The following is a 24,436-nucleotide window of genomic DNA, read 5'->3' on the forward strand; positions in this document are numbered from 1 at the left end:
TAGAAATTCATCGTGAGAATGTAAATTCTCGTCAGATGTTTCAAAATGAGCAATCGCTCTTTCTAAATACCAATTTGGAGAGTTTGATCCTGGCTCAGGACGAACGCTGGCGGCGTGCCTAATACATGCAAGTCGAGCGGAGTCTGAGAGGAAGCTTGCTTCCTTTCAGACTTAGCGGCGGACGGGTGAGTAACACGTAGGCAACCTGCCCTCAAGGCTGGGATAACTACCGGAAACGGTAGCTAATACCGGATAATTTCTTTCTTCTCCTGAGGAGAGAATGAAAGGCGGAGCAATCTGCTGCTTGGGGATGGGCCTGCGGCGCATTAGCTAGTTGGTGGGGTAACGGCCCACCAAGGCGACGATGCGTAGCCGACCTGAGAGGGTGAACGGCCACACTGGGACTGAGACACGGCCCAGACTCCTACGGGAGGCAGCAGTAGGGAATCTTCCGCAATGGGCGCAAGCCTGACGGAGCAACGCCGCGTGAGTGATGAAGGTTTTCGGATCGTAAAGCTCTGTTGCCAGGGAAGAACGTCCGGTAGAGTAACTGCTGCCGGAGTGACGGTACCTGAGAAGAAAGCCCCGGCTAACTACGTGCCAGCAGCCGCGGTAATACGTAGGGGGCAAGCGTTGTCCGGAATTATTGGGCGTAAAGCGCGCGCAGGCGGTTATTTAAGTCTGGTGTTTAAACCTTGGGCTCAACCTGAGGTCGCACTGGAAACTGGGTGACTTGAGTACAGAAGAGGAAAGTGGAATTCCACGTGTAGCGGTGAAATGCGTAGATATGTGGAGGAACACCAGTGGCGAAGGCGACTTTCTGGGCTGTAACTGACGCTGAGGCGCGAAAGCGTGGGGAGCAAACAGGATTAGATACCCTGGTAGTCCACGCCGTAAACGATGAGTGCTAGGTGTTAGGGGTTTCGATACCCTTGGTGCCGAAGTTAACACAGTAAGCACTCCGCCTGGGGAGTACGGTCGCAAGACTGAAACTCAAAGGAATTGACGGGGACCCGCACAAGCAGTGGAGTATGTGGTTTAATTCGAAGCAACGCGAAGAACCTTACCAGGTCTTGACATCCAACTAACGAAGCAGAGATGCATCAGGTGCCCTTCGGGGAAAGTTGAGACAGGTGGTGCATGGTTGTCGTCAGCTCGTGTCGTGAGATGTTGGGTTAAGTCCCGCAACGAGCGCAACCCTTGACTTTAGTTGCCAGCAGGTGAAGCTGGGCACTCTAGAGTGACTGCCGGTGACAAACCGGAGGAAGGTGGGGATGACGTCAAATCATCATGCCCCTTATGACCTGGGCTACACACGTACTACAATGGCCGGTACAACGGGAAGCGAAGCCGCGAGGTGGAGCCAATCCCAGCAAAGCCGGTCTCAGTTCGGATTGCAGGCTGCAACTCGCCTGCATGAAGTCGGAATTGCTAGTAATCGCGGATCAGCATGCCGCGGTGAATACGTTCCCGGGTCTTGTACACACCGCCCGTCACACCACGAGAGTTTACAACACCCGAAGTCGGTGGGGTAACCCGCAAGGGAGCCAGCCGCCGAAGGTGGGGTAGATGATTGGGGTGAAGTCGTAACAAGGTAGCCGTATCGGAAGGTGCGGCTGGATCACCTCCTTTCTATGGAGAATCGTCTTCTGCAATGAAGACATTCAAATTTTAAATCTAGCCGGTCGGCTAGTTACTCACTCGTTGGTCAGTTTTGAGAGTTTAAGCTCTCAGTTTCTGAAAGGTTTGGACGATCACGAAAGTGCCGTTAAACGTTTCAGACTACAACTTGATCCTTGAAAACTGGATACCGAAACGAATTTGCGTTTTAGAACATTCCTTTAAGCTGAACTTGTGTAAACAAGTTTTGAAGTTTTTAGCGATACTGAGCGATGGTTTTGGATTATGAGGGACTTTTGGCTTTGAATATTCTAGCAGGCGGAGTAATCCGGTTGCGCTATTCAAAACAAGATGAGCGAATAAGCCAATACCGGAGCGATTTGGTTAAGCTACTAAGAGCACACGGAGGATGCCTAGGCGCCAGGAGCCGACGAAGGACGTGGCGAACAACGAAACTGCCTCGGGGAGCTGTAAGCAAGCTTTGATCCGGGGGTGTCCGAATGGGGAAACCCAGCTGTGGTAATTCGCAGTTACTCGTATCTGAATACATAGGATACGCAGAGGCAGACCAGGGGAACTGAAACATCTAAGTACCCTGAGGAAGAGAAAACAATAGTGATTCCGTCAGTAGCGGCGAGCGAACGCGGAACAGCCTAAACCAAGAGGCTTGCCTCTTGGGGTTGTGGGACGTCTCACATGGAGTTACAAAGGAATACGGTAGGCGAAGAGGTCTGGAAAGGCCCGCGATAGAGGTAAAAGCCCTGTAGCCGAAATGGTATTCTCTCCGAGACGGATCCCGAGTAGTGCGGGGCACGTGAAACCCCGTATGAATCCAGCAGGACCATCTGCTAAGGCTAAATACTACCTGGCGACCGATAGTGAAACAGTACCGTGAGGGAAAGGTGAAAAGCACCCCGGAAGGGGAGTGAAATAGAACCTGAAACCGTGTGCTTACAAAAAGTCAGAGTCCTCTTTATGGATGATGGCGTGCCTTTTGTAGAATGAACCGGCGAGTTACGTTTAACATGCAAGGTTAAGGTGAGAAGCCGGAGCCGCAGCGAAAGCGAGTCTGAATAGGGCGAATGAGTATGTGGACGTAGACCCGAAACCGTGTGATCTACCCCTGTCCAGGGTGAAGGTGCGGTAACACGCACTGGAGGCCCGAACCCACGCATGTTGAAAAATGCGGGGATGAGGTGGGGGTAGCGGAGAAATTCCAATCGAACTCGGAGATAGCTGGTTCTCCCCGAAATAGCTTTAGGGCTAGCCTCGGTGAATGGAGTGGTGGAGGTAGAGCACTGATTGGGTGCGGGGCCCGCAAGGGTTACCAAGCTCAGTCAAACTCCGAATGCCATTTACTTCTTGCCGGGAGTCAGACAGTGAGTGCTAAGATCCATTGTCAAAAGGGAAACAGCCCAGACCATCAGCTAAGGTCCCCAAGTGTGTGTTAAGTGGGAAAGGATGTGGAGTTGCACAGACAACCAGGATGTTGGCTTAGAAGCAGCCACCATTGAAAGAGTGCGTAATAGCTCACTGGTCGAGTGACTCTGCGCCGAAAATGTAACGGGGCTAAACACACCACCGAAGCTATGGCTAGATGCTTTGCATCTGGGGTAGGGGAGCGTTGTATGTGGGTTGAAGGTGTACCGTAAGGAGCGCTGGACAGCATACAAGTGAGAATGCCGGTATGAGTAACGAAAAGATCAGTGAGAATCTGATCCGCCGAAAGCCCAAGGTTTCCTGAGGAAGGCTCGTCCGCTCAGGGTAAGTCGGGACCTAAGGCGAGGCCGACAGGCGTAGTCGAAGGACAACAGTTTGAAATTACTGTACCACCGTAATCCGCTATGAGCGATGGGGTGACGCAGGAGGGTAGTGACGCGGACTGATGGATGTCCGTCTAAGCAGTGAGGCTGGTGTGCAGGCAAATCCGCACACCGTGAAGGCTGGGCTGTGATGGGGAGCGAAAATTACAGTAGCGAAGGTCATGATCTCACACTGCCAAGAAAAGCCTCTAGTCAGGAGAAGGTGCCCGTACCGCAAACCGACACAGGTAGGCGAGAAGAGAATTCTAAGGCGCGCGGAAGAACTCTCGTTAAGGAACTCGGCAAAATGACCCCGTAACTTCGGGAGAAGGGGTGCCTCGGTAGGGTGAATAGCCCGAGGGGGCCGCAGTGAAAAGGCCCAAGCGACTGTTTAGCAAAAACACAGGTCTGTGCGAAGCCGTAAGGCGAAGTATACGGGCTGACGCCTGCCCGGTGCTGGAAGGTTAAGGGGAGCGGTTAGGACGCAAGTCCGAAGCTGTGAACCGAAGCCCCAGTAAACGGCGGCCGTAACTATAACGGTCCTAAGGTAGCGAAATTCCTTGTCAGGTAAATTCTGACCCGCACGAATGGCGTAACGACTTGGGCGCTGTCTCAACGAGAGATCCGGTGAAATTTTAATACCTGTGAAGATGCAGGTTACCCGCGACAAGACGGAAAGACCCCATGGAGCTTTACTGCAGCTTGATATTGAATTTGGGTACGATCTGTACAGGATAGGTGGGAGCCGTTGAAGCAGGAGCGCAAGCTTCTGTGGAGGCGCCGTTGGGATACCACCCTGATCGTATCTAGGTTCTAACCTAGTACCGTAACCCGGTACGGGGACCGTGTCAGGCGGGCAGTTTGACTGGGGCGGTCGCCTCCTAAAGAGTAACGGAGGCGTTCAAAGGTTCCCTCAGAATGGTTGGAAATCATTCGCAGAGTGCAAAGGCATAAGGGAGCTTGACTGCGAGACCTACAAGTCGAGCAGGGACGAAAGTCGGACTTAGTGATCCGGTGGTACCGCATGGAAGGGCCATCGCTCAACGGATAAAAGCTACCCTGGGGATAACAGGCTTATCTCCCCCAAGAGTCCACATCGACGGGGAGGTTTGGCACCTCGATGTCGGCTCATCGCATCCTGGGGCTGAAGTAGGTCCCAAGGGTTGGGCTGTTCGCCCATTAAAGCGGTACGCGAGCTGGGTTCAGAACGTCGTGAGACAGTTCGGTCCCTATCTGTCGTGGGCGCAGGAAATTTGAGAGGAGCTGTCCTTAGTACGAGAGGACCGGGATGGACGTACCGCTGGTGCATCAGTTGTTCCGCCAGGAGCATGGCTGAGTAGCTACGTACGGACGGGATAAGCGCTGAAAGCATCTAAGCGTGAAGCCCCCCTCAAGATGAGATTTCCCAACATGTAAGACCCCTTGAAGACGACGAGGTAGATAGGTTGGAGGTGGAAGTGCAGCAATGCATGGAGCTGACCAATACTAATCGGTCGAGGGCTTATCCAAATTTCGATCACGCAGATTCGTTTCGGATTCAGTTTTCAGGAATCAAATTGTAATTTATGGAGCTCAAGTAGCTCGGTAAAGAAAATTTGTTTTCAGCATTTGGCGATGCTGAGACCTGAATAATAGCATTTGATATTCAAATGCCCGTTTGGTGGCGATAGCGGAGGGGTTCCACACGTACCCATCCCGAACACGACCGTTAAGCCCTCCAGCGCCGATGGTACTTGGACCGAAGGGTCCTGGGAGAGTAGGACGTTGCCAAGCACTTAAGACCACTGTTGATTATCAATGGTGGTTTTTTGTTGTGGGTAAGCTGAACCTACATATTATCATTTATCTTAACTTCCACCTTAGGGAATATGGAGCTATTGGCTATTTCTGTAACAGGCGTAACTTGATACACTCAGGATGGGGTTATGAGCTGATTGGTTGTGCAATGGTTTCGGGGAAGCCAAGTTGTATTTAGTACAACAAGGTGGAGGGATATATGTATGAAAGAGGTGCAGGTGTGATTATTTGGCTGAATGGAACCTTTGGTTCGGGGAAGACTCAGACGGCGGCTGAGCTCCACAGGAGAATTCCAGATTCTTATGTATTCGACCCGGAGAATGCAGGTATTATATCCGTGATAATATTCCTGCTGAAATGGCAGAGGATGATTTCCAAAATCACTATCTGTGGCGTGAGTTTACCTATTCGATGCTTAAATGCATTTATTCAGAGTATGAAGGAACGATTATTGTACCTATGACTCTAGTGGATCCGGACTATTTTATGGAGATAGTGGGTAGACTAAGAAGGGATGGCCGGCAAGTTCGTCATTTTACGTTGTTTGCTTCACCTGAGACCCTGCTTGACAGACTTAAGAGCCGTGGAGAAGGCAGAGGACTCCTGGGCTGCTCTACAGATGCAGAGATGTCTTAAAGGGCTTAAGAACAAGGTCTTCGAACATCATGTGGATACGGAGTATAAGTCGATTTCACAGGTTGCTGAGATTATTATAGCTATGATAGAAACACAGGATTAGGACAGTGAGAGCGTGAATCGTCTGTTCAGGTTAGCATTGAAGTTGAACTAGAAGCTCATTAGTTTTCTATTAATAATGTTGTTTCCTATTGCACTATTCTCATATATTTGATATAATATCTTTTGTTGTCGAAAGATTGTTTACTTATCTGGCTCGTTGGTCAAGGGGTTAAGACACCTCCCTTTCACGGAGGTAACATGGGTTCGAATCCCATACGAGTCACCACATTTATCTTGATAAATTAATGGTTGTATATCTTATGGATATGTGTTATGATCATTAAGTTGCTTCTTCGATGGAGGCTTAGCTCAGCTGGGAGAGCATCTGCCTTACAAGCAGAGGGTCGGGGGTTCGAACCCCTCAGCCTCCACCATGCAGACTTTGCAAGCCAGAAGAGAATATTTTATTACTGACGCGGGGTGGAGCAGCCCGGTAGCTCGTCGGGCTCATAACCCGAAGGCCGCAGGTTCAAATCCTGCCCCCGCAATTAATCCCCACAAAGTGAAGATGTGCTCTGTAGCATATTCCGAATACTTTACGGGGGCCCCAAACCCTTTTACCTTGGAACCGTGGTGTAGTTGGCCTAACATGCCTGCCTGTCACGCAGGAGATCGCGGGTTCGAATCCCGTCGGTTCCGCCATTTTAATGGCTTAAGGAATGAGAATTCCCTGGGTTCGTTGAAGCAGTTGAATACATACCGTGTGCGGACGTGGCTCAGCGGTAGAGCATCGCCTTGCCAAGGCGAGGGTCGCGGGTTCGATTCCCGTCGTCCGCTCCATATTTTGCGCCCTTAGCTCAGCTGGATAGAGCGTTTGACTACGAATCAAAAGGTCGGGAGTTCGAATCTCTCAGGGCGCGCCATTAATACTTCTCTGATTTATCAAAGTATCCTTCAGATTCGAACGATCTAAAATTTAATTATCCATAGTGGGTATATATAATATTAAGCCGGCGTGGCGGAATGGCAGACGCGCTCGACTCAAAATCGAGTGGGAAACCGTGGAGGTTCGAGTCCTCTCGCCGGTACTAAAAAAGCTTATGACATTGTATTTTGTACAATGTCATAAGCTTTTTTAGTATTTAGGAAAGTATAATTTTCTTTTGTTGGGGATAAGCGGCCACATGTATGCTGAAATTTGAATACAATCGGTACTGCTGCGAAGAGGGGGAGGCCCCATGCTCCGGAGCCCGTAACATTGTATAGAAATACTGCCAGAAGTGCAGGATTTCTACTCAATCGAAGCAAACAATGGTGAAAATTCTGCATGAAACGCAACAATGCCAGCATTAAGTTACACTAAACACCGGAATTCCTGCAAATGATGCAACAATCTACCGAAGCCCGTGACATTTTTAGAGGAATCCTGCAAAGTGTGCAACAATGCGATACAAGCAGTCCTTAGGGTGATTTATTCTATTTTTAATATACCGCAACTATACTAACTGATTTAGCCTGCTTTCAGGCTCTTCCCCGTTTTGTACACGCTTTATATTTTTGATGAAGAAATCATATCTTTTTTGGTGGAATTTCCGGCCGTCAGGCATTCCTGCGGTATGGGGAGTAAGGACCACATTACCCAGTGTGCGTAACTCACTATCTGAGGGAAGCGGTTCGGATTCATACACATCCAGGCAGGCGCCGGAAATAACTCCGGTTGTTAAGGCATCTATCAAATCTGTCTGGTTAACAATCCCGCCGCGGGCCGTGTTGATGAACAGAGCGCTACTTTTCATTTTCTGAAATGCTGTCTGGTTGATCAGGTGCTTGGTCTGCTCAGTCAAGGGTACATGTACACTGACGATGTCCGATGTGCTTAGAAGAGTATCGAGATCCGTCATTGTTACCAAACCGTCGGCCTGTACTACTGTCTTTCGCGCATAAGCTATCACCTTCATATCAAAAGCGCTGCAAAATGCAGCGACTTTCTTTCCGATAGCCCCTAGCCCGATAATCCCAATGGTTTTGCCCTCTAGTTCACTCCCTGTGTACTCCAAGTGGTGTTCATCCATCCGGGTTTTCATGAAATGATCAAGAAACGGTATGTTTTTATAATAAGCCAGCATTAGTGCCATTACGTGCTCGGCCACGGCCTGTGCATTCACTCCTGCCGCATTGGCCACCCAAATGCCGAGCTCTGTACAGGCAGGGATATCGACATTATCATAACCTGCACCTGTCTGTACTAATTTTAATTTTTTGGCGTTAGCGAGCAGGCTAAGGTCCACTTGGATATGTTCAGGGATGAGGACCTGACAATCTTCAATATGATGCAGCATCTCTTGTCCGGGCGGGACAATGACAACGTTCCAGTCTTGCGGAAGATGTCCGGCAATCTTTGATTGTGCAGTTTCGTTAAAATGACCAACGATGAGAACCTTCATGGCTAAACCACCTTTTCCTAACCTGGACTATTTGACCCCTTGTCTGTGTTAATGATAATTTTAGACATAAAGAATAATGCTGTAAAACGCAAATATTTTGTGAACTATATTAATATTTTCTATATATTGAGGAGGTATTCGATGTATTTTCCTGGGATAGAAGCGTTTTTAGCTATCGTACGGACTGGGAGTATAAGTAAAGCGGCTGAACTGCTGCACCTGTCACAAGCAACGGTAAGCTACCGGTTAAAGATATTAGAGCAGGGGATGGGCGGCCTGTTGGTGGAGCGGAGAAAAGGGGCAGCCAAAATCAGCCTGACCCCAAAAGGGGAGAACTTTTTTAGTATTGCGGAAAGATGGGAGGCGCTCTGGAGGGAAACTCAAATTTTAAAGGCGAATGGTTCGCAGTTAAGTCTGGCCATAAGCGCTGCCGAAAGTATAAGCCACTTCGTCTTGCCTCCGGTATATAGAATGCTTAATCAGCACACTCCTTCCATCCGATTGCAGATTCGTACGCAGCATACTCAGGAGGCCTTTGACAGTATTGAACGGCGTGAGATGGATGTGGCGTTTGTGGTACGGGAAATTGTATCGCCTAGCGTTACTGTTCAACCATTTTTCACTGAAGAAATGGTGCTGTTGCGTTTAGCTGCACCAGGGCGGCTGGCTGGAGATACGGTGGAAATGGAAGAATTGGCGGCAGAGCATGAGGTCCTCGTCAATTGGAATCGGGAGTTTCAATTCAGGCATGACCAGTGGTGGGACCCGCTGTGTCCTTCCCGTGTACATCTGGACTCAGCGGGACTCATCACTACTTTTTTGACGAATGACAGACAATGGACGATTGTGCCTGCTTCGATTGGCGTCCATATGATGGGTATGGGAGAATTTGTTCTTCAGAAGCTGGCGGTGTCAGTGCCCCCCAGAGTAGGCTATAAGGTCACTCATAAGTTTCCCAACCAGGCGTTACAGGAGCCCCTTCAGATTCTTGATCACTATCTGCGAGATACATTTGGAGTCCAGTGACCTGATCTACACCAGCTCAACCACTACCATCTGGTGATTCTCCAGGTAAGGAAGGGTATAGGTAATCTCGCCATCCTCACTGAACGTGAACGGCAGCTCTGTCATGGACGGGGCCAGATAGACCCTGTGGACGGGGCCGGGAGACGGGAGCCGCAGGCTGACGGTAATATCATGGAGCGGCACGAGGTCCTCGATGACTTCAATCCGGCCCTTCAGGGCAGGCGCGGCATAAAGCAGATGATTGACATAACGCTGCTCTGCCTGCTGATACTGCAGGGTCGTTATGCCGCGGGCCGGCAGATTCGTACGCAGTGACGGCTGAGGCAGCAGCCGCGATAGGGCATGCAGTACCAGCTCCTTCAGGATAAGTGAGCCGGCTTCGGCGTACTCGCTGAATACCTTCCAGGCGATATAGATGCCGCTGCTGCTCTCGGCCATCCCTGGACCATTGTTCGCCATGGCGCCCGGGGTATGCTGGTGGGAACAGAAGGTGAAGACGTCACGATTAAAATAAGGGTTCTCCAGATGTCCGAGTGCTTCTCCTCGGCCTTCCTGTAATTCAATTAGCTGCCCTTCACCGTACATGACAAAAGAGGCAGGCAATAGCGCACCGGGAGTGAAATAGGGCTTGAAATACGCAGGTTGATACGAGTTCTCTCCAAGCCAGGTGATTCCCAGGTCCAGGGCAAAGGCATCCCCGGCCAGATTCAATCCTGAGCGTCCGGTAGCCAGCACCTTGCCGCCACCAGCCGTGAAGTTCACTATGGCATCGGCCAGCTCAGGCCATACAGATACCTCATCCGGGAGAATCAGCACCTTGTACGCGCTCAAATCGCTGAATGTATCTACGATATCATACAGGTAATGCCCTTCGGTCAGCATCCGCACTGCTCCCGCGTCAGCCAGATTACGCTCTCCCTTGCGTGCCTGCCCGCCGGGACAGGCCTCCCGTGCCGCTTCCAGCGATAAGACGGCAATATCGGCCACAGCAGTGGCCCCGCTGCACCATTCCTCCTTCGCCTCTACCTCGCTGTAGGCAGCGCCGATCAGGGCGTAAGTCGCTTCATCCATCAGGCCGGAGGGATGGAGCTGGTCACCGATGGAGCATCTGGCACCGTGAGCCAGGCTAAGCGCAGTTTCAAACCGCAGCGCGTTCGGATGCTTATAGCCGCCGAACTCTCCCCAGGAGGTATGGAATTTGCCGGTCATGCCGAGAAATTCCATGCCCAGCGTCTGGGCGTAGCGTGCGGACAGCGGGAAATGATCATAACCCCAGCCGCCGGTGGGCAGGGACTCCAGCTCCAGATGGCTGTTGACCTGTACAAGGTCACGGCGTCCCCGCTGCTGATGGCCGTTGTTGTGGTAGACGGGAAGTCCGGGCTTCACGGCATCCAGAGTCTCCCGCACACGGCGGGCATAGTGGAGGTAAGTCTGCTCCCCGAGGGCGATGACGGCGGCTTCATCCCGGGGGTCCTGGCCCGCAGCCCGCAGAGCGGCGACGCAATATTGGCAGCGGCATTTACGGCAACCAACGATATCCAGGAAGATACCATCGGCATCGTAGCGGGAAGCCGCCTCATGGATTTGAGCCAGCAGAATATCCAGATAAGGGGTGTTCATACAGAACTCGTGGTAACCCGGTGTCATGAAATCCTTCACCCACCGGGTCCGGTCCTCGGCGTCACGGATCAGCCACTCCGGGTGGCGGCGGGCGAGCTTCTCGTCCAGGCCGGCCGATAAATACACGGGTGTACGGACTCCGATCTCATGGGCAGCCTCAATCATCTCACCCAGCAAATCGAAGGTGAGCTCAGGGTGCATCTCATTGGCTTCACTGGGGTGATAGGCCCAGCCGTGATGGCATTTGGAGAATACGGTGACCGAGTCTACATGACCTGTACGCAGCATGGACTGGAACTGGGCTCTGGAGAACTCCCGGCCAATGCCGGGAATGGCTTCTGAGGTATGGAAATCAAGATGAACCTGACGAAAACGCATGGATACACAACCCCTTATGGAATGGAATGAAAAGAAGATTCCCAGTCACTGTACCTCTTTATTGCGGGATCAGCCAGTGATAATATAGACTTGGAATAGCACAAAACCGACTTTGGAGAGGAGGGGGAGAGCATGCTGTGCCTGGAGTTTCCGATTCCGCCGCTGCCGCAGTTTGTCACGGTAGGGCATGCCGTCTGGTCGCCGGGGGACCGGCATTTCGCCCGCACCTTCAATGTATATGATCTGCTGCTGGTCAAGCGGGGGACGCTCTATATGATGGAATCGGATAAGGAATATGCGGTGGGGCCGGGGATGGTGCTGCTGCTTGAGGCTGGATTACCGCATGACGGATACCGTGCCTGTGAGGAGGATACGGAGATTTACTGGGTGCATTTCATTCACGCTCCTGAACCGGCGTATATCCGGCGCGGGGATATCCCCTGGTCTACACTACTGGCAAAGGGAACGGTGGAGGATGAGGAGCCTTCGGTACAGCAGCGGCTATATCTGCCGAAGTTCACAGCCGTTGATCTGGGGGGGCTGGAGCCGATCCTGCAGGAGATGAACGAGCTTCATAACCGGCTCAGCGCAGAGAATGCCATGCGGCTTCATCTGCTGCTGGCCGGGCTGCTGGCGGCGCTTCAGGCGGAATGTGAGCGTACAGCTCAGCCGCCGGAGCCGGCGGTCCGGCTGGCCCGGGCGGCCGCAGCCTATCTGGCGGAGCATTGGCGGGAGCCGTTTCATCTGGCGGGGCTTGCGGAGGAGCTGCATTTCCAGGCTGATTACATTACCAGATGCATGAAGCAGCATATCGGCACCACGCCGCTGCAGTATGTGCTGCACCTGCGGCTGGAAGAAGCGAAGAAGCTGCTGGGGGGTACGGTGCTTGGCATCTCGGAAATTGCCGAACGGGTAGGCATTCAGGACCCCAATTATATGGCCCGGCTGTTCAGCGCCAGATTCGGAGTAACCCCCGGAGCCTATCGGCAGCGGCTGCGCCAGCGGGATGAGGCTGCTGCCGTGAACGGTCCGGGGGAGGGCTGAGCACCCGGCCGTGAAGCCGTCAGGAACCCAGCATCCGCTCGCGGTATTGGCTGGGACTACAGTTAAATACCTTGCGGAACTGGCGGGAGTAATAATTCTGGTCATGGAAGCCGCTGTCCATCGCCACCTGTGAGATGCTCAGACCCGGGCTGCGCAGCAGGGTGCAGGAATAATCCAGCCGCTTACGGATGACATAATCCATAGGGGTGGTCTGGTAGTTGCGGGTGAAGACCCGCAGGAACTGGCGGGTGGACATATAGGCCCGGTCTGCCATGGATTGCAGCGTGATCGGCTGCAGGAAGTGTTCTTCGATGTAGGTGACGGTCTCCCCGATCCGCAGCGCCTTGTTATCCTCATGACTGCTGCTGTTCTGATAATAGCGGGAGAGCATGCCTACCAGAGCGGTGAAATAGGTACGGATCATCAGCCGGTAGCCCTCAGGCTGCCGGTCATGCTCCTCAAGAATCTCATCCAGCAGCCGTGTAGCTTCCCGGAGCTGTCCCGCTTCCAGCGAGAGCATCCCCTTGAAATACATCTCCTTCCGGTAGAACGGCTCAATATAGAATAAGGCCTGAAAGCCGGGCAGGAGCCTCAGCTCGGACTGCTGGAGCAGCTGCTCCGGCTGGAACATCACATTCACGTATTCAATTCCGTCAACATTCTTGTAGCCGTGGGAAACGTTGCTGTGGATTAGAAAAACCTGTCCGGCCTTAACCGGCACCTCTCTCCCTTCAATGATGTGTATGGCGTGTCCCGACAGAATAACGACAAGCTCAGAGAAATCATGGCTGTGGACGTAGTAATCATGGGTCAGCGGGCATTTCTGGATTCGAAAGGTAAAACCCGGCTCAAGGCCGATATCCCGCGCTAGGATTTTGGTAGTCATGGCCATATTATGCTAAAGAAGGTCGGGATCGTCAAGGCGCAAAGGTGCCGGCGGCGCTACCATTAGGGTGGCGGGTGTACCGGCCCGGCTGTGGCCGGCAGTGAGACCTGTGCCAAGGTCAGGAGGGCAAAGAATGCGGAATATACTTAAGGATAGAATTACACAGAATAACAGAAATCCCCGGATACTGTTCCTCGGGGACAGCATTACTGCTGACGGACAATATATAAGGTTGATCCGGGAATGGCTGAACACGCACCGGCCGGAATGGACCGCCGAGCTGATTCCATCCGGTGTTCCCAGCGAGACGGTCTCGGGTCTGAGCGAAGCGGCGCATCCCAATCCGCGCCCTTGCGTGCATGAGCGGCTGGCCAGAGAGCTGGCGGAGGCTGCTCCAGATGTGGTTATAGCCTGCTATGGCATGAATGACGGGATCTATCATCCCTTCTCGGAAGAGCGGTTCGCCGCTTATCAGGCGGGTATGCTGGCACTCAGCACCCGGATCCGTGAAGCAGGAGCCGGGATCGTACTCATGACACCTCCGCCGTTCGATGCCCGTTCCATGACGGGGGAGCTACAGCCCACAGACGCGGCGGACTTCAGTTATCTTGCGCCATACAGGGACTACGATCAGGTGCTGAAACGTTATGCGGACTGGCTGCTGTCCGGGGGCTGCCCTGCGGACAAAGTAATCGATCTGCGCACACCGCTGCTGGAGCTGATCCGGCATGAGCGCTCGCAGAACACCGCTTACAGATATGGCGACGGTATCCATCCGGACACCCCGGGGCACCGGGTGATCGCACGGACGCTGCTTCGGGAATTGTCCGGCGGGGAGCCGGAACTGCAGATTGACAAGTATTTTGGCGCGGGATTATAGTAAGGACACCTTAAGAGCCGGGAGAGGGATCACATGAACGTACTGCAGACGATCCGTTCGCGTAAATACTTGCAGCGGATCCTACTCAGTTTTATGCTTGTTGTCGCCATTCTGGCTGTGGCTTCGCTGCTGATGAACTCGGGTGCCCGCAGCAAGGTGCTCAGCCTCCAGAATGAAGCGGACCGCAAGCTGCTGACCCAGATCAATTACAATATCGAGAACATGAACGGAATTGTAAAAGATCTGGCGGTCTCCCTGTACAATGACGAGGAGCTGCTGGCGCTGAAGTCCGGCGCGGATTACAGGCAGAGCATCCTCAAGATTGAGCGGCTGAATCATACGGTCGCAGCCTCACCGTATCTGCATGCGGCCGTCTTTTATAATGGGGCCCAGCACCGGTTCTTCTCGTCGCTGAATCATGAGATTAACAATAGTCTTCTGTACAGCTCCTTGCAGAACTATATGGATTCCCGGGCAGATCTGCCGAAGCTCCAGCTCATTCCGCTCGACTTGGACGGCAAGGGCGGGGGGATTGATGTCTTTGCCTTCTTCCTGTATGACGGGGATACCTTGGGTTCAATCAATGACAATGTGCTGATCCTCACGGTCAAGCCGGGATGGATGCTTGATAATATGAAAGCGCTTAACCAAGTAGCGGAACGGCAGAATGATGTGTTATTCGTGACCGATACCGACGGTGAGGTGCTGATCGCAACCGGCGGGCAGGTTCCTGAAGGGCTTAACCTGAAGGGAGAGCTGCTGCCGCGGATCAGTGCTTCGGGCAGACCGCTGGATTCCTTCAACTACAGTCATGACGGCAGGAAATATAAAGTGACTTATCTGAGCAAAGCCCTGAACAACTGGCAGATTATCAGCATGCAGGATTATGATGTGGTGCTGGGCAGTGTCCGGCAGATGAAATGGACGGAGATCGCGGTCACGCTGTCTGTTGTTCTGCTGGCCGTGCTGTTGTCCGTGTTCTTCGCGGTGCGGCTGTATAAGCCGGTAGGCCAGCTGCTGACTCTGGTTCCAGGCGATGTGCGGGGTGCGCCGCAGGCTAAGGATGAGCTGTCACTAATTGCAGCCAACCTTACGGAGATGATCAGCAAGCTGAAGGGGCTGGAGCTGGAGCGGGCCTCGCAGTCCAATATTGCCAAGCTCTATCAGCTCCGCAGCCTGATCGCTTCAAGCCATAGTCTGGATGAGCAGTCCTTCCTGCAGCTTAGGGAGCAGCACGGCATCGATATTGCCCATCCGTCTCCGCTCCGGCTGGCGCTCGTGCAGATCGACAACCTGCAGGGGCTGGCGGCAGAGCCGGGACTGCCGATGGAATCGCTGCTGTACTTCGCCATCTCCAACATCGGACAGGAATTATTGCGCCTTCAGGGCTCCTGTGAAGCTGCAGATATGAAGAGCGGGCATCTGGTCTTCATTGCCGGGAGTGCGGACGGGGAGCTGGCGAAGCTGGAGGAGCGGTTCAGGGAGCTCCAGCAGACGATCGGCAACTATTATCATATTACTTTTACAGTCACGCTAAGCGAGGTCTTCACGGATTACCGCAGCATCACGGCGCATTATAATCTGGCGCAGCGCCATGCCAATTACCGGATGATCTACGGCAAAGGAGCAGTGCTGGAGCCTGAAATGCTCCGGGCGAATGAAGAGAATGAAGCGCTGCGTATTCCGCAGGAGCTGGAGCGGCAGCTGACGGAAGGGCTGAAGGGCGGGGATCTGGCCGAGACTGAGCAGACGATCCGCAAGTGGAGAGCGCTGCTTGGCGGCTTCAGCTATGAGAATATGTATTCTGCGGTGCTTCATCTGGCCGTGACTCTGAGCCAGACGCTAGCCGAGATGAACAGCCGGAGTGTCAATCCGGTCTCGCTTAACCTGCAGGCGATCAACCGCCGGATTCTGGAGAAGGAGACGCTGGATGAGATGGAGACGGTCCTGCTGGAGGTGGTGCGGGAAGTCGCCGGGCAGCGCCGGAGCGGGCGCGAGGACAAGAACCGGCTGCTCGCGGACACGGTGAAGGAGATTATTGACAGGCATTACGCCGATCCTGACCTGAATGTGAAGCGGATTGCCGATATGCTCAAGATGAGTCCGGTCTATCTGGGCCAGGTGTTCAAGGCGCAGGAAGGCACGAGCGTGGTGGATCAGATCAACGCCGCCCGGCTGGCCAGTGCCAAGAAGTACCTGGAGCAAGAGGACTTCACCGTAACAGAGATTATGGAGAAGGTCGGGTTCGGGAACGAGAGTTATTTTTACCGCCTGTTCAAGCGCTGCTATGGCACCACGCCGAAGGAGTACCGCCTGAAATCAGCCATTGACCGCAGCAGATGATTCCTTTACCCAAATGGGTCAAGCAGCGTCCAATACGTAAAGCAGGGTCCGCTACATGAGCACTATTCATTTGGCGGGCTTTTTGCTGTGCCGCGCTGGAGTCTGCTTCCCGCTAGACAGGAATCTGGCAACAATACAGCCCGGCTTTACAGCATTCTTGCAATTGTACAGTAACGCAGCGGCCTGATTCTGCGCTATTGTTAGTCGTGCAAAGCCTGGGACAATAGGCACACAGCTGCAGCTAAGGAAGGAAAGGAAGGGGCTCAAGGTTATGTTGAATAAGGTTCCGCTGGCGGAACAGCAGGCAAGTTCAGGAGCGCTGCCGGCCACGCGCAGAAAATCCTGGCTCCGAAGGGAGCTGACTCATTTCAAAAGCAACCGGGAGCTGTTCCTGCTCTCGCTGCCGGGATTGCTGTACAAATTGATTTTCGCGTATATTCCGATGATTGGTCTGATTATCGCCTTCAAGAATTACCGGTATGATCTTGGGATCTTCGGCAGTAAATGGGTAGGGCTGGACAACTTCCGGTATTTGTTCACTACGGACACGGCGTGGCGGATTACCCGGAATACCGTCCTGTATAACACCGCCTATATTCTGATTGGCACCTCAGCGGCGCTGCTGCTGGCTATTCTGATGAATGAGATTAAGGCTAAGTGGAGCAAGTTCTATCAGACGGCCTTGTTTCTGCCCCATTTTCTGTCATGGGTGCTGGTAGGTTATGTGGCTTATGCCTTCTTGAACCACTCGGACGGCTTCATCAACCGCACGCTGGAATCCTTCGGGCTGAATCCGGTGAGCTGGTATCAGAACCCCGGACCATGGCCGGTCATTCTGATTCTGGTTCAATTGTGGAAAGTGGTGGGGTTCAACACGCTGATTTATTTTGCGGGCATTATTGGCATTAACAGTGAGTATTACGAGGCGGCGCGGATCGACGGGGCAACCAAGCGGCAAATGGCCTTCAAAATCACGATCCCGCTGATGGCCCCAATCATTATTATTATGCTGATTCTGTCGATCGGCAATATGTTCCGCGGGGATTTCGGCCTGCATTATTTCATCCCGAATAACTCCGGTTTTCTCTATGGCTCTACGGATATCATTGATACTTATGTGTACCGTGCGCTGCGTGAGGTCGGCAATGTGAGCATGTCTGCGGCTACCGGGTTCTATCAGTCGGTTGTCGGTCTGGTGCTGGTACTGACGGCTAACGGAATTGTGCGCAAGGTCGATCCCGATAATTCCCTTTGGTAAGGAGGTGCCCGAAGCGTGGGCAAAAAATTTGAATTCTCGAAGCTGTTCATTAATCTGCTGTTTATCGTGCTGTCGCTGGTGGTGATTCTGCCATTCCTGCTGGTCATCGTGGTCTCGCTGACGGATGAGAAGTCGCTGACCGAGAACGGGTACCAGTTCATTCCTTCATCCTTCAGTCTGGATGCCTACCGCTATCTGCTGGACGCTCCTGATATTCTGCTCCGGGCTTATGGCGTTACGTTCACGGTGACGATTATCGGCGCGCTGGCCGGACTGCTGCTGACCGCGATGACCGCCTACGTGATTTCAAGGCAGGATTACCGGTATAACCGGGCGACGACGTTCTATGTATTTTTCACCATGCTGTTCAGCGGGGGACTTGTTCCCTCGTACATCCTAATTACGCAATACCTGCATTTGAAGGATAGCCTGCTGGCGCTGATTCTGCCGATTCTGCTGTCGCCGTTCAACATTATGGTCATGAAGGGCTTCATGTCCAAAATTCCGCTGGAGATCATTGAGTCGGCCAAAATCGACGGGGCGCGGGAGTTCCGCATTTTCTTCCGGATCATCCTGCCGCTGTCCACTCCGGCGCTGGCGACGCTGGGTCTGCTGATCTCCTTCACCTACTGGAACGAATGGTTCAACGCGATGCTGTACATTGACGATCCGAACAAGGTGCCGCTGCAGCTGCTGCTGGTGCGGACGCTGAACAGTATTGAGTTTCTGACGACGAACTCGGAATTCACCGGGCAGCTTGGCATTGATCTGTCGAGTTTTCCGAACAGCTCGGCCCGGATGGCGATTGCGGTACTGGCCGGCGGACCGATGCTGGTCATCTTCCCGTTTTTTCAGCGGTTTTTCGTCAAAGGGCTTACGGTTGGCTCCCTAAAGGGTTAACATACAATTACATGTACAAAGTACAGGAGGTCACTCACATGAAAAAAGGGCTGGTTGGCGTATTGGCATCTGTAATGCTGGCTGCATCTGTGCTGTCAGGCTGCGGGGGCAACAATAATGGCGGCACGAATGCCGGGAAAGGTACGGAAGGCGGCGGAACGGATGCCGCGCAAAGTGCGGCTCCTGAATCGGGAAATGCAAGCGGGCTGAAGCCGGTAGAATTGACCTGGTACTATCCGCTGTCCCAGCTTCAGGCCGATCAGGATAAAGTGCAGGAGGAAGTAAACAAGCTTACGAAGGCCAAGATTAACGCCACCGTCAAGCTGATGCCTGTAGCGATTGGGGATTACGTGCAGAAGATGAACACCGTGCTTGCAGCGGGCGAGAAGTTCGATATTCTCTGGACCGGTTATATGCTGAAGCCGGAGGAGCTGGTGCGCAAGGGTGCGATCCAGCCGCTGGATAAGCTGCTTGAGGAGTATGCGCCGGAGCTGAAGAAGGAGGTGCCGCAGGTGATGTGGGATGGCCTCTCGGTGGACGGGGAGATCTACGGCATTCCGAACCAGCAGATTAACGGTTCCCGGTACGGCTTCATCATCCAGAAGCGCTTCGCTGACAAGTATAAACTTGACACCGCTTCCATCAAAAAAATCGCAGACATCGAGCCGTTCCTGGCCCAGATTAAGCAGAACGAGAAGGATATCATTCCGTTTGGCGTATTCGGCACTTCCTTCATCAATCCGCAGTCGCATGACGACAAGTACTGGGTAGTTCCGGGTCTGGATGACCATTTCTATATTAAGACAGATGATCCTTCCTATACGCTCCAGCGGTACCCGGAAGAAGAACTGGACAATTTCCGGCTGGCCAGCAAGTGGTATAAGGATGGCTATATTTACAAGGATGCCGCTACTGAAAAAGCGAATGATTACCTCGCCAAAGGCCAGCTTGCAGTCGATTTCAACGTGACGCTGAAGCCGGGCGTTGAGGCTGAGGTGAAGGCCAAAAACGGCGGCAATGACGTCATCACTGTACCGCTCAGCGACTGGTTCTCCAACGGTTATTCGGCTACCACCAACCAATCGATCAGCCGTACCGCCCCTAATCCGGAGCGCGCGATGATGTTCCTGAATCTGGTGAATACCGACAAGGAGCTGTACAATCTGCTCTGTAACGGGATTGCCGGTGAGCATTATGATAAGGCAGAGGGAGAGTACATCAAGGCCAAAGCGGATTCCCGCTACCTGCCGAATATGGACTGGGTGTTCGGCAGCGTATTCAACTCCTACCTGAAGGAAGGACAGCCGGAGAATGTATGGGAAGAGACCAAGAAGATCAATTCCGATTCAGAGGTGAACCCGGTCGGTGCCTTCAAGTTCAATTCCGAGCCGGTGAATACCGAAATCGCCAATCTGAATGCGGTGTGGGGGGAATATAAGCGGGGACTTGTGACCGGTACGCTTGATTTTGAAGAAACCTGGCCTACCCTCTATGGCAAGCTGAAGGAAGCGGGCGAAGAGAAGTATGTGGCTGAGGTTACTAAGCAGTTTGAACAATTCCTGAAGGATAAAGGTCTGAAGAAATAAGGTGTAAGGAAACAGAATAGATCTGCACGGCTGAGGAGAACCGAAAGAAACCTGCTGCTCATGAGGGACTTCGCCAGGCTTAAGCTGGCGTAAGCCCCTACATCCCAAGTTGAAAGGAAGAGGAGCCTTGGTGAAAAAACGTTTGCTTGCCGCCTTTGCAGCCAGTCTGCTGTTGATGCCGTCTCTGCCGTTTGAAGCCCCTGTCTATGCTGAGGGGGGGACGTCCGGGACGGCTTTTTATGTAGCCACCAATGGAAGCGATTCCAATTCCGGGACGCTGAATGCCCCATTCAAGAGTCTTGAAAAGGCGCGCGATACGATCCGTACGCTGAAGGCGGAGGAGGGATTGCCTGAGGGCGGGGTTACCGTGTATCTGCGGGAAGGAAGGTATGAGCGGACCAGCAGCTTCGAGCTGCGGGAGCAGGATTCCGGCGAGGCAAATAAGCCCATCACGTACACGGCATATCCGGGGGAAGAGGTCACTCTGTCAGGATCGGAGAAGCTGGAGAAATCAGCGTTCGTTCCGGTCACGGACAACGCCGTGCTCAGCCGGATCATCAGCACTGAAGCGAGAACTAAGGTGCTGGAGGCGGATCTCGCGGGTCTCGGGATTACCGATTACGGCGAGCTCAGCCGCCACGGCTATTATCTGGCTAATGACCTTAGCAAGGTCCCGCCGATGGAGCTGTACGTGGCTGGGCAGGGAATGACGCTGGCCCGCTGGCCGAATGAAGGCACGGTCCAGATGGACGAGATTCTCGATCCCGGCCCGACCCGCAAGGACCCGAACGGGGAGGTGCATACACGCGGCGGCACCTTCACCTATACGTATGACCGTCCCCAATACTGGACGCAGGCCGACGACATCTGGCTGGACGGGATCTTCGGCTACAGCTGGGAATGGTCGTATAACAAGATTGCTTCTATTGATACCGCGGCCAAAAGCATCACCCTCCGCTACGGCGAAATGAGCGGTATCTTCAAGAACTGGTATCCGGACTTCCACTTCGCGCAGAACCTGCTGGAGGAGATCGACATGCCCGGCGAATATTATATTGACCGCCAGGCCGGGAAGCTGTATTTTCTGCCGAATGCCGGATTTGCCGCCTCAGCGGACCCGGATATTGAAGTCACGATGCTGAAGACGCCGATGATCAACGCATTGAACGCCTCGTACATCGACTTCTCCGAGCTGGTGCTGGAGAACGGCCGCGATTCGGCAGCGGTGTTCATGGGCGGCAAGCAGCTGCGTATCCTGAACAGCGAGATCCACAATTTCACCAACAGCGGAGTGCTGGTCAACACCCAGAGCCGGTTTTACTATAATAATTTTGAAGGGGCACCGGGGACAGACCACGCTATTATCAGCACCCATATTCACCACATCGGCGGCACGGCCGTTACGCTGACCGGCGGCAACAAAACCACGCTTGCGCCGGGGAACAACAGGGTGGAGAATTCGCATATTCACGATTTTGCCTACTATCACAAAGCCTATAATCCGGGGGTTCTGCTGTCCGGTGTCGGCAACCGCATGTCGCACAATGAGCTGCATGATGCGCCCCATCCCGGCGTGCTGATCTTCGGCAATGACCATACCGTGGAGTATAACGAGATCTATGATGTATGTACGACCTTCTCCGATCTTGGAGCGATCTACATGAACGCAGGGGAGCAGCCCCATGAGCGGGGCACGGTGATCCGGCGCAATTATTTCCATAACATCGGCGAGAGCAAAGCAGGGGTAGAGGGCGTGTACCCGGATAATTTCACGATGGGACTGACGATCGACGAGAATATATTTTACAAGATGGGCAATTCGGCTATCAAAAATAACGGCGGTGCCCATATCCTGACCCGCAACAATATCTTCATTGACAGCAAGATTCCGTATGACTATGCGGATATGTTCCTTGGCGATGAGCCGGATGATCAGGTGCCGCTGAATTATATGCCGAAGTGGCAGGCTTTGTTCGCGGCGAACAATAATTTCACCGGAACGCCTTATCTGGCCAAGTATCCCGAGCTGGCGGATTTCTTCACGGAGAACCGTTATTATCCTGACACGAATACCTTCCAGGGCAATGTCGTCTACAACCCGTCGGTTCCGCGCAGTGTAACCACTAATGTGTATGGCGCGTACGACAAATTCGGGCTGGTCCAGTATGCGAATAACTGGGTGACTGCGGGTGATCCCGGCTTCACCGATCTGGCGGGAGGCGATCTGTCGCTGCGGCCGGATGCGGACGTATATGATATGATTCCCGGCTTCCCGGAAATTCCGTTTGCTGAGATCGGCGTTATCGGTAAGGCAGGCACGACAGCCGGTGCGGACAGCTATCCCGTGCAGGGGGTAAGTGTCTATGACAGCGAGATTACTGTAGACCGCTGGAAAACGGTGAAGCTGCGCACGGCAGTGCTGCCCTGGAATGCGGATAATCCCGCCTTGACCTTCACATCGGCAGATCCTGGGGTTGCGGCTGTAGATAGTGGAGGTGTTGTTACCGGCCGGGCGGTCGGGACCACGGTGATCACGGTAGCTTCAACGGAGAATCCGCTGCTGAGTGCCACGGTTACAGTTCACGTGGAGGCCGGCGATGGCGTGATGGACTACACGGATTTCGAGTCCGGCGCGAACGGCTGGCTGCAGGATGCGAACCGCAGCATCGAGAAGCTCGGCACGAACCGCTGGTATAAGATTCTGAATGGAGCCTCCGCCCTTAGCCCCAAATCCTTCTCGGACTATGAGCTGAGCTTCAAGCTGAAAACCCCGGCGGTGATGGGCGATAACACGACTCTGTATATCTTCGACCGTCAGGCCGGAAGCGGCTCTACCCGGATCGGCTATAAGACCCGTGCGGACGGAAGCTCCGCCTGGCTGCTGTACAATTCTGCCTGGACGGTGCTGAAGGCAGTGAAGCTGCCGGGACATGACCTGCAGCCGGATACGGAATATACGGTCCGCATGCTGGTGAAGGACGGCGACATCAGCGTCTATCTGGACGGAGCGTTCCGCCTGAAGGGCAGTGACCCGGGGCATAATGCGGAAGGGAAGGTCGGCTTCTATGTCGCGGGTGTCAGCCAGATGCACTTCGATGACATCCAGTTCAAGGAGCTGACGACTACGCTGGCCGGGATTATCCCGGCAGAGAACAGCGTGCGTCTGGCCGCCGGAGAGCAGCGGCCGCTGCAGGTCTCCTACGATCCTGCGGATACGCCGGATACAGGGGTGACCTGGCAGTCCGCCAACCCGGCGGTGGCAACAGTCGATCAGACTGGAGTGGTCAGCGCAGTGTATGAAGGGGATACGGTAATCACCGCTGTGTCGGTGGTAAATCCGCTGATAAAAGCTGATATTGCCGTAACAGTCTCCAATATCATGCATGAGACGAACTTCGAGAACGGCGGCAACGGCTGGCCGGTCGACCCGAACCGCAGCATTGCCGCTGACCCGGACGGCAACCGCAAATATAAGCTGCTGAACGGCGCGACCGGACTGCTTGACCGCAGCTTCACCGCCTATCAGCTGGACTTCAAGCTGAAGACACCGGCGGTGATGCCGGATAACGGCATCCTGTACATTTTCGACCGCCAGGACAGCAGCGGCTCGACCCGGATCGGCTACCGGACCCGGGCAGACGGATCTTCGGCCTGGATACTCTATGACACTGCATGGCAGAAGCTGACCGAGACGGTGCTGCCGGGACATGACCTGCAGCCGGATACGGAGTACGCGGTGAAGGTAACGGCGAAGGGCGGGGACATCGCTGTAACCGTGGACGGCGCACCAAGGCTCTCCGGCAGCGATCCGGGCCACCGCCCGTCCGGCAAGGTCGGCTTCTACACCAGCGGCTTCGCCTACATGCTGTTCGACGATATTGTCTTCTCGGTTCTGCCTTAAGTCTTAGCGGAAAGAGGGAGCTGTCCCAAAAGTGACAGCTCCTTTTATTGCGGGAATTATGTAAGCGGAAAACAGCATACATTTGCTGACGCGCAGGCCTGAGAACCGAATATATGTGGAAAACAGCATACAATGGGCTTGCTGAAGGCGCGAGGAGCCAAATGTATGTGGAAAACAGCATACATTTGCACTCACGCAGGTGTGAGGCCCGAATCGGAGCTTCCCCACTCCCCCAAGTGTTCACGTTGAATTTGCTCCAGCATAAAGAGCTAT

12 protein-coding genes, 7 tRNA genes and 3 rRNA genes are annotated in these 24,436 nt (G+C 53.6%); 19 read left to right on the top strand and 3 right to left on the bottom strand.

Annotated elements, in window-relative coordinates:
- Window positions 1-71: 71 nt before the first annotated feature.
- From NSU18_RS27025 to NSU18_RS27075, 11 genes are all read left to right on the top strand, one after another.
- Window positions 72-1,632 (top strand): 16S ribosomal RNA (locus NSU18_RS27025).
- Window positions 1,633-2,002: 370 nt separating this feature from the next.
- Window positions 2,003-4,931 (top strand): 23S ribosomal RNA (locus tag NSU18_RS27030).
- 147 nt (window positions 4,932-5,078) lie between these two features.
- Window positions 5,079-5,195, top strand: a 5S ribosomal RNA gene (gene rrf / locus NSU18_RS27035).
- Together the 16S, 23S and 5S rRNA genes form the textbook arrangement of a ribosomal RNA operon.
- A 223-nt stretch (window positions 5,196-5,418) precedes the next feature.
- The gene (locus NSU18_RS27040) at window positions 5,419-5,682 is read left to right on the top strand and encodes a hypothetical protein (protein WP_341150506.1); all 264 of its coding nucleotides are present in this window, start codon (window positions 5,419-5,421) and stop codon (window positions 5,680-5,682) included.
- A 426-nt stretch (window positions 5,683-6,108) separates the two neighbouring features.
- Window positions 6,109-6,183: transfer RNA gene (locus NSU18_RS27045), tRNA-Glu, on the top strand.
- A gap of 72 nt (window positions 6,184-6,255) precedes the next feature.
- A tRNA-Val gene (locus NSU18_RS27050) sits at window positions 6,256-6,331 on the top strand.
- Between the two features lie 40 nt (window positions 6,332-6,371).
- Window positions 6,372-6,445: transfer RNA gene (locus NSU18_RS27055), tRNA-Met, on the top strand.
- A 76-nt stretch (window positions 6,446-6,521) separates the two neighbouring features.
- A tRNA-Asp gene (locus tag NSU18_RS27060) sits at window positions 6,522-6,599 on the top strand.
- A 63-nt stretch (window positions 6,600-6,662) separates the two neighbouring features.
- Window positions 6,663-6,737: transfer RNA gene (locus NSU18_RS27065), tRNA-Gly, on the top strand.
- A 6-nt stretch (window positions 6,738-6,743) separates the two neighbouring features.
- Window positions 6,744-6,820 (top strand) — tRNA-Arg (locus tag NSU18_RS27070).
- A gap of 86 nt (window positions 6,821-6,906) precedes the next feature.
- Window positions 6,907-6,985, top strand: a tRNA-Leu gene (locus NSU18_RS27075).
- A gap of 408 nt (window positions 6,986-7,393) precedes the next feature.
- Here NSU18_RS27075 and NSU18_RS27080 read toward each other — a convergent pair.
- Window positions 7,394-8,341 carry an NAD(P)-dependent oxidoreductase gene (locus NSU18_RS27080; RefSeq protein WP_341150507.1) on the bottom strand — a complete coding sequence of 316 codons (948 nt, stop codon included), beginning with the start codon at window positions 8,339-8,341 and terminating at the stop codon, window positions 7,394-7,396.
- A gap of 141 nt (window positions 8,342-8,482) precedes the next feature.
- On the opposite strand from NSU18_RS27080, the gene NSU18_RS27085 reads away from it, so the two are divergent.
- Window positions 8,483-9,367 carry a LysR family transcriptional regulator gene (locus tag NSU18_RS27085; protein WP_341150508.1) on the top strand — a complete coding sequence of 295 codons (885 nt, stop codon included), beginning with the start codon at window positions 8,483-8,485 and terminating at the stop codon, window positions 9,365-9,367.
- Window positions 9,368-9,373: 6 nt separating this feature from the next.
- On the opposite strand, the gene NSU18_RS27090 is transcribed toward NSU18_RS27085, so the two are convergent.
- A complete protein-coding gene (locus tag NSU18_RS27090) occupies window positions 9,374-11,365 on the bottom strand; it encodes a beta-galactosidase trimerization domain-containing protein (protein ID WP_341150509.1) in 1,992 nt (663 codons plus the stop codon).
- 132 nt (window positions 11,366-11,497) lie between these two features.
- On the opposite strand from NSU18_RS27090, the gene NSU18_RS27095 reads away from it, so the two are divergent.
- Entirely contained in the window at window positions 11,498-12,409 is a 912-nt protein-coding gene (locus NSU18_RS27095; RefSeq protein WP_341150510.1) for an AraC family transcriptional regulator, read from the top strand.
- A gap of 19 nt (window positions 12,410-12,428) precedes the next feature.
- On the opposite strand, the gene NSU18_RS27100 is transcribed toward NSU18_RS27095, so the two are convergent.
- Window positions 12,429-13,295, bottom strand: coding sequence for an AraC family transcriptional regulator (locus NSU18_RS27100; RefSeq protein WP_341017257.1), 867 nt, complete (start codon window positions 13,293-13,295; stop codon window positions 12,429-12,431).
- Between the two features lie 133 nt (window positions 13,296-13,428).
- Here NSU18_RS27100 and NSU18_RS27105 point away from each other — a divergent pair, with 133 nt between their 5' ends.
- The 6 genes from NSU18_RS27105 to NSU18_RS27130 all read left to right on the top strand — a co-directional run bounded on the left by NSU18_RS27105 (window position 13,429) and on the right by NSU18_RS27130 (window position 24,163).
- Window positions 13,429-14,175, top strand: a complete 747-nt coding sequence (locus NSU18_RS27105; protein ID WP_341150511.1) for an SGNH/GDSL hydrolase family protein — start codon at window positions 13,429-13,431, stop codon at window positions 14,173-14,175.
- A 33-nt stretch (window positions 14,176-14,208) separates the two neighbouring features.
- Window positions 14,209-16,518 (top strand): helix-turn-helix domain-containing protein, encoded by a 2,310-nt coding sequence (locus NSU18_RS27110; protein WP_341150512.1) that lies wholly within the window; start codon window positions 14,209-14,211, stop codon window positions 16,516-16,518.
- Window positions 16,519-16,789: 271 nt separating this feature from the next.
- Entirely contained in the window at window positions 16,790-17,776 is a 987-nt protein-coding gene (locus tag NSU18_RS27115) for an ABC transporter permease (protein WP_341150513.1), read from the top strand.
- 15 nt (window positions 17,777-17,791) lie between these two features.
- On the top strand, window positions 17,792-18,676 hold the full coding sequence (locus tag NSU18_RS27120; RefSeq protein WP_036690583.1) for a carbohydrate ABC transporter permease: 885 nt from the start codon (window positions 17,792-17,794) through the stop codon (window positions 18,674-18,676).
- A gap of 38 nt (window positions 18,677-18,714) precedes the next feature.
- A complete protein-coding gene (locus NSU18_RS27125) occupies window positions 18,715-20,262 on the top strand; it encodes an ABC transporter substrate-binding protein (RefSeq protein WP_341017262.1) in 1,548 nt (515 codons plus the stop codon).
- Between the two features lie 130 nt (window positions 20,263-20,392).
- The gene (locus tag NSU18_RS27130) at window positions 20,393-24,163 is read left to right on the top strand and encodes an Ig-like domain-containing protein (protein ID WP_341150514.1); all 3,771 of its coding nucleotides are present in this window, start codon (window positions 20,393-20,395) and stop codon (window positions 24,161-24,163) included.
- Window positions 24,164-24,436: the final 273 nt, after the last annotated feature.

This window comes from Paenibacillus sp. FSL H8-0048 (assembly GCF_038002825.1).
Classification (GTDB): Bacteria; Bacillota; Bacilli; order Paenibacillales; family Paenibacillaceae; genus Paenibacillus_AQ.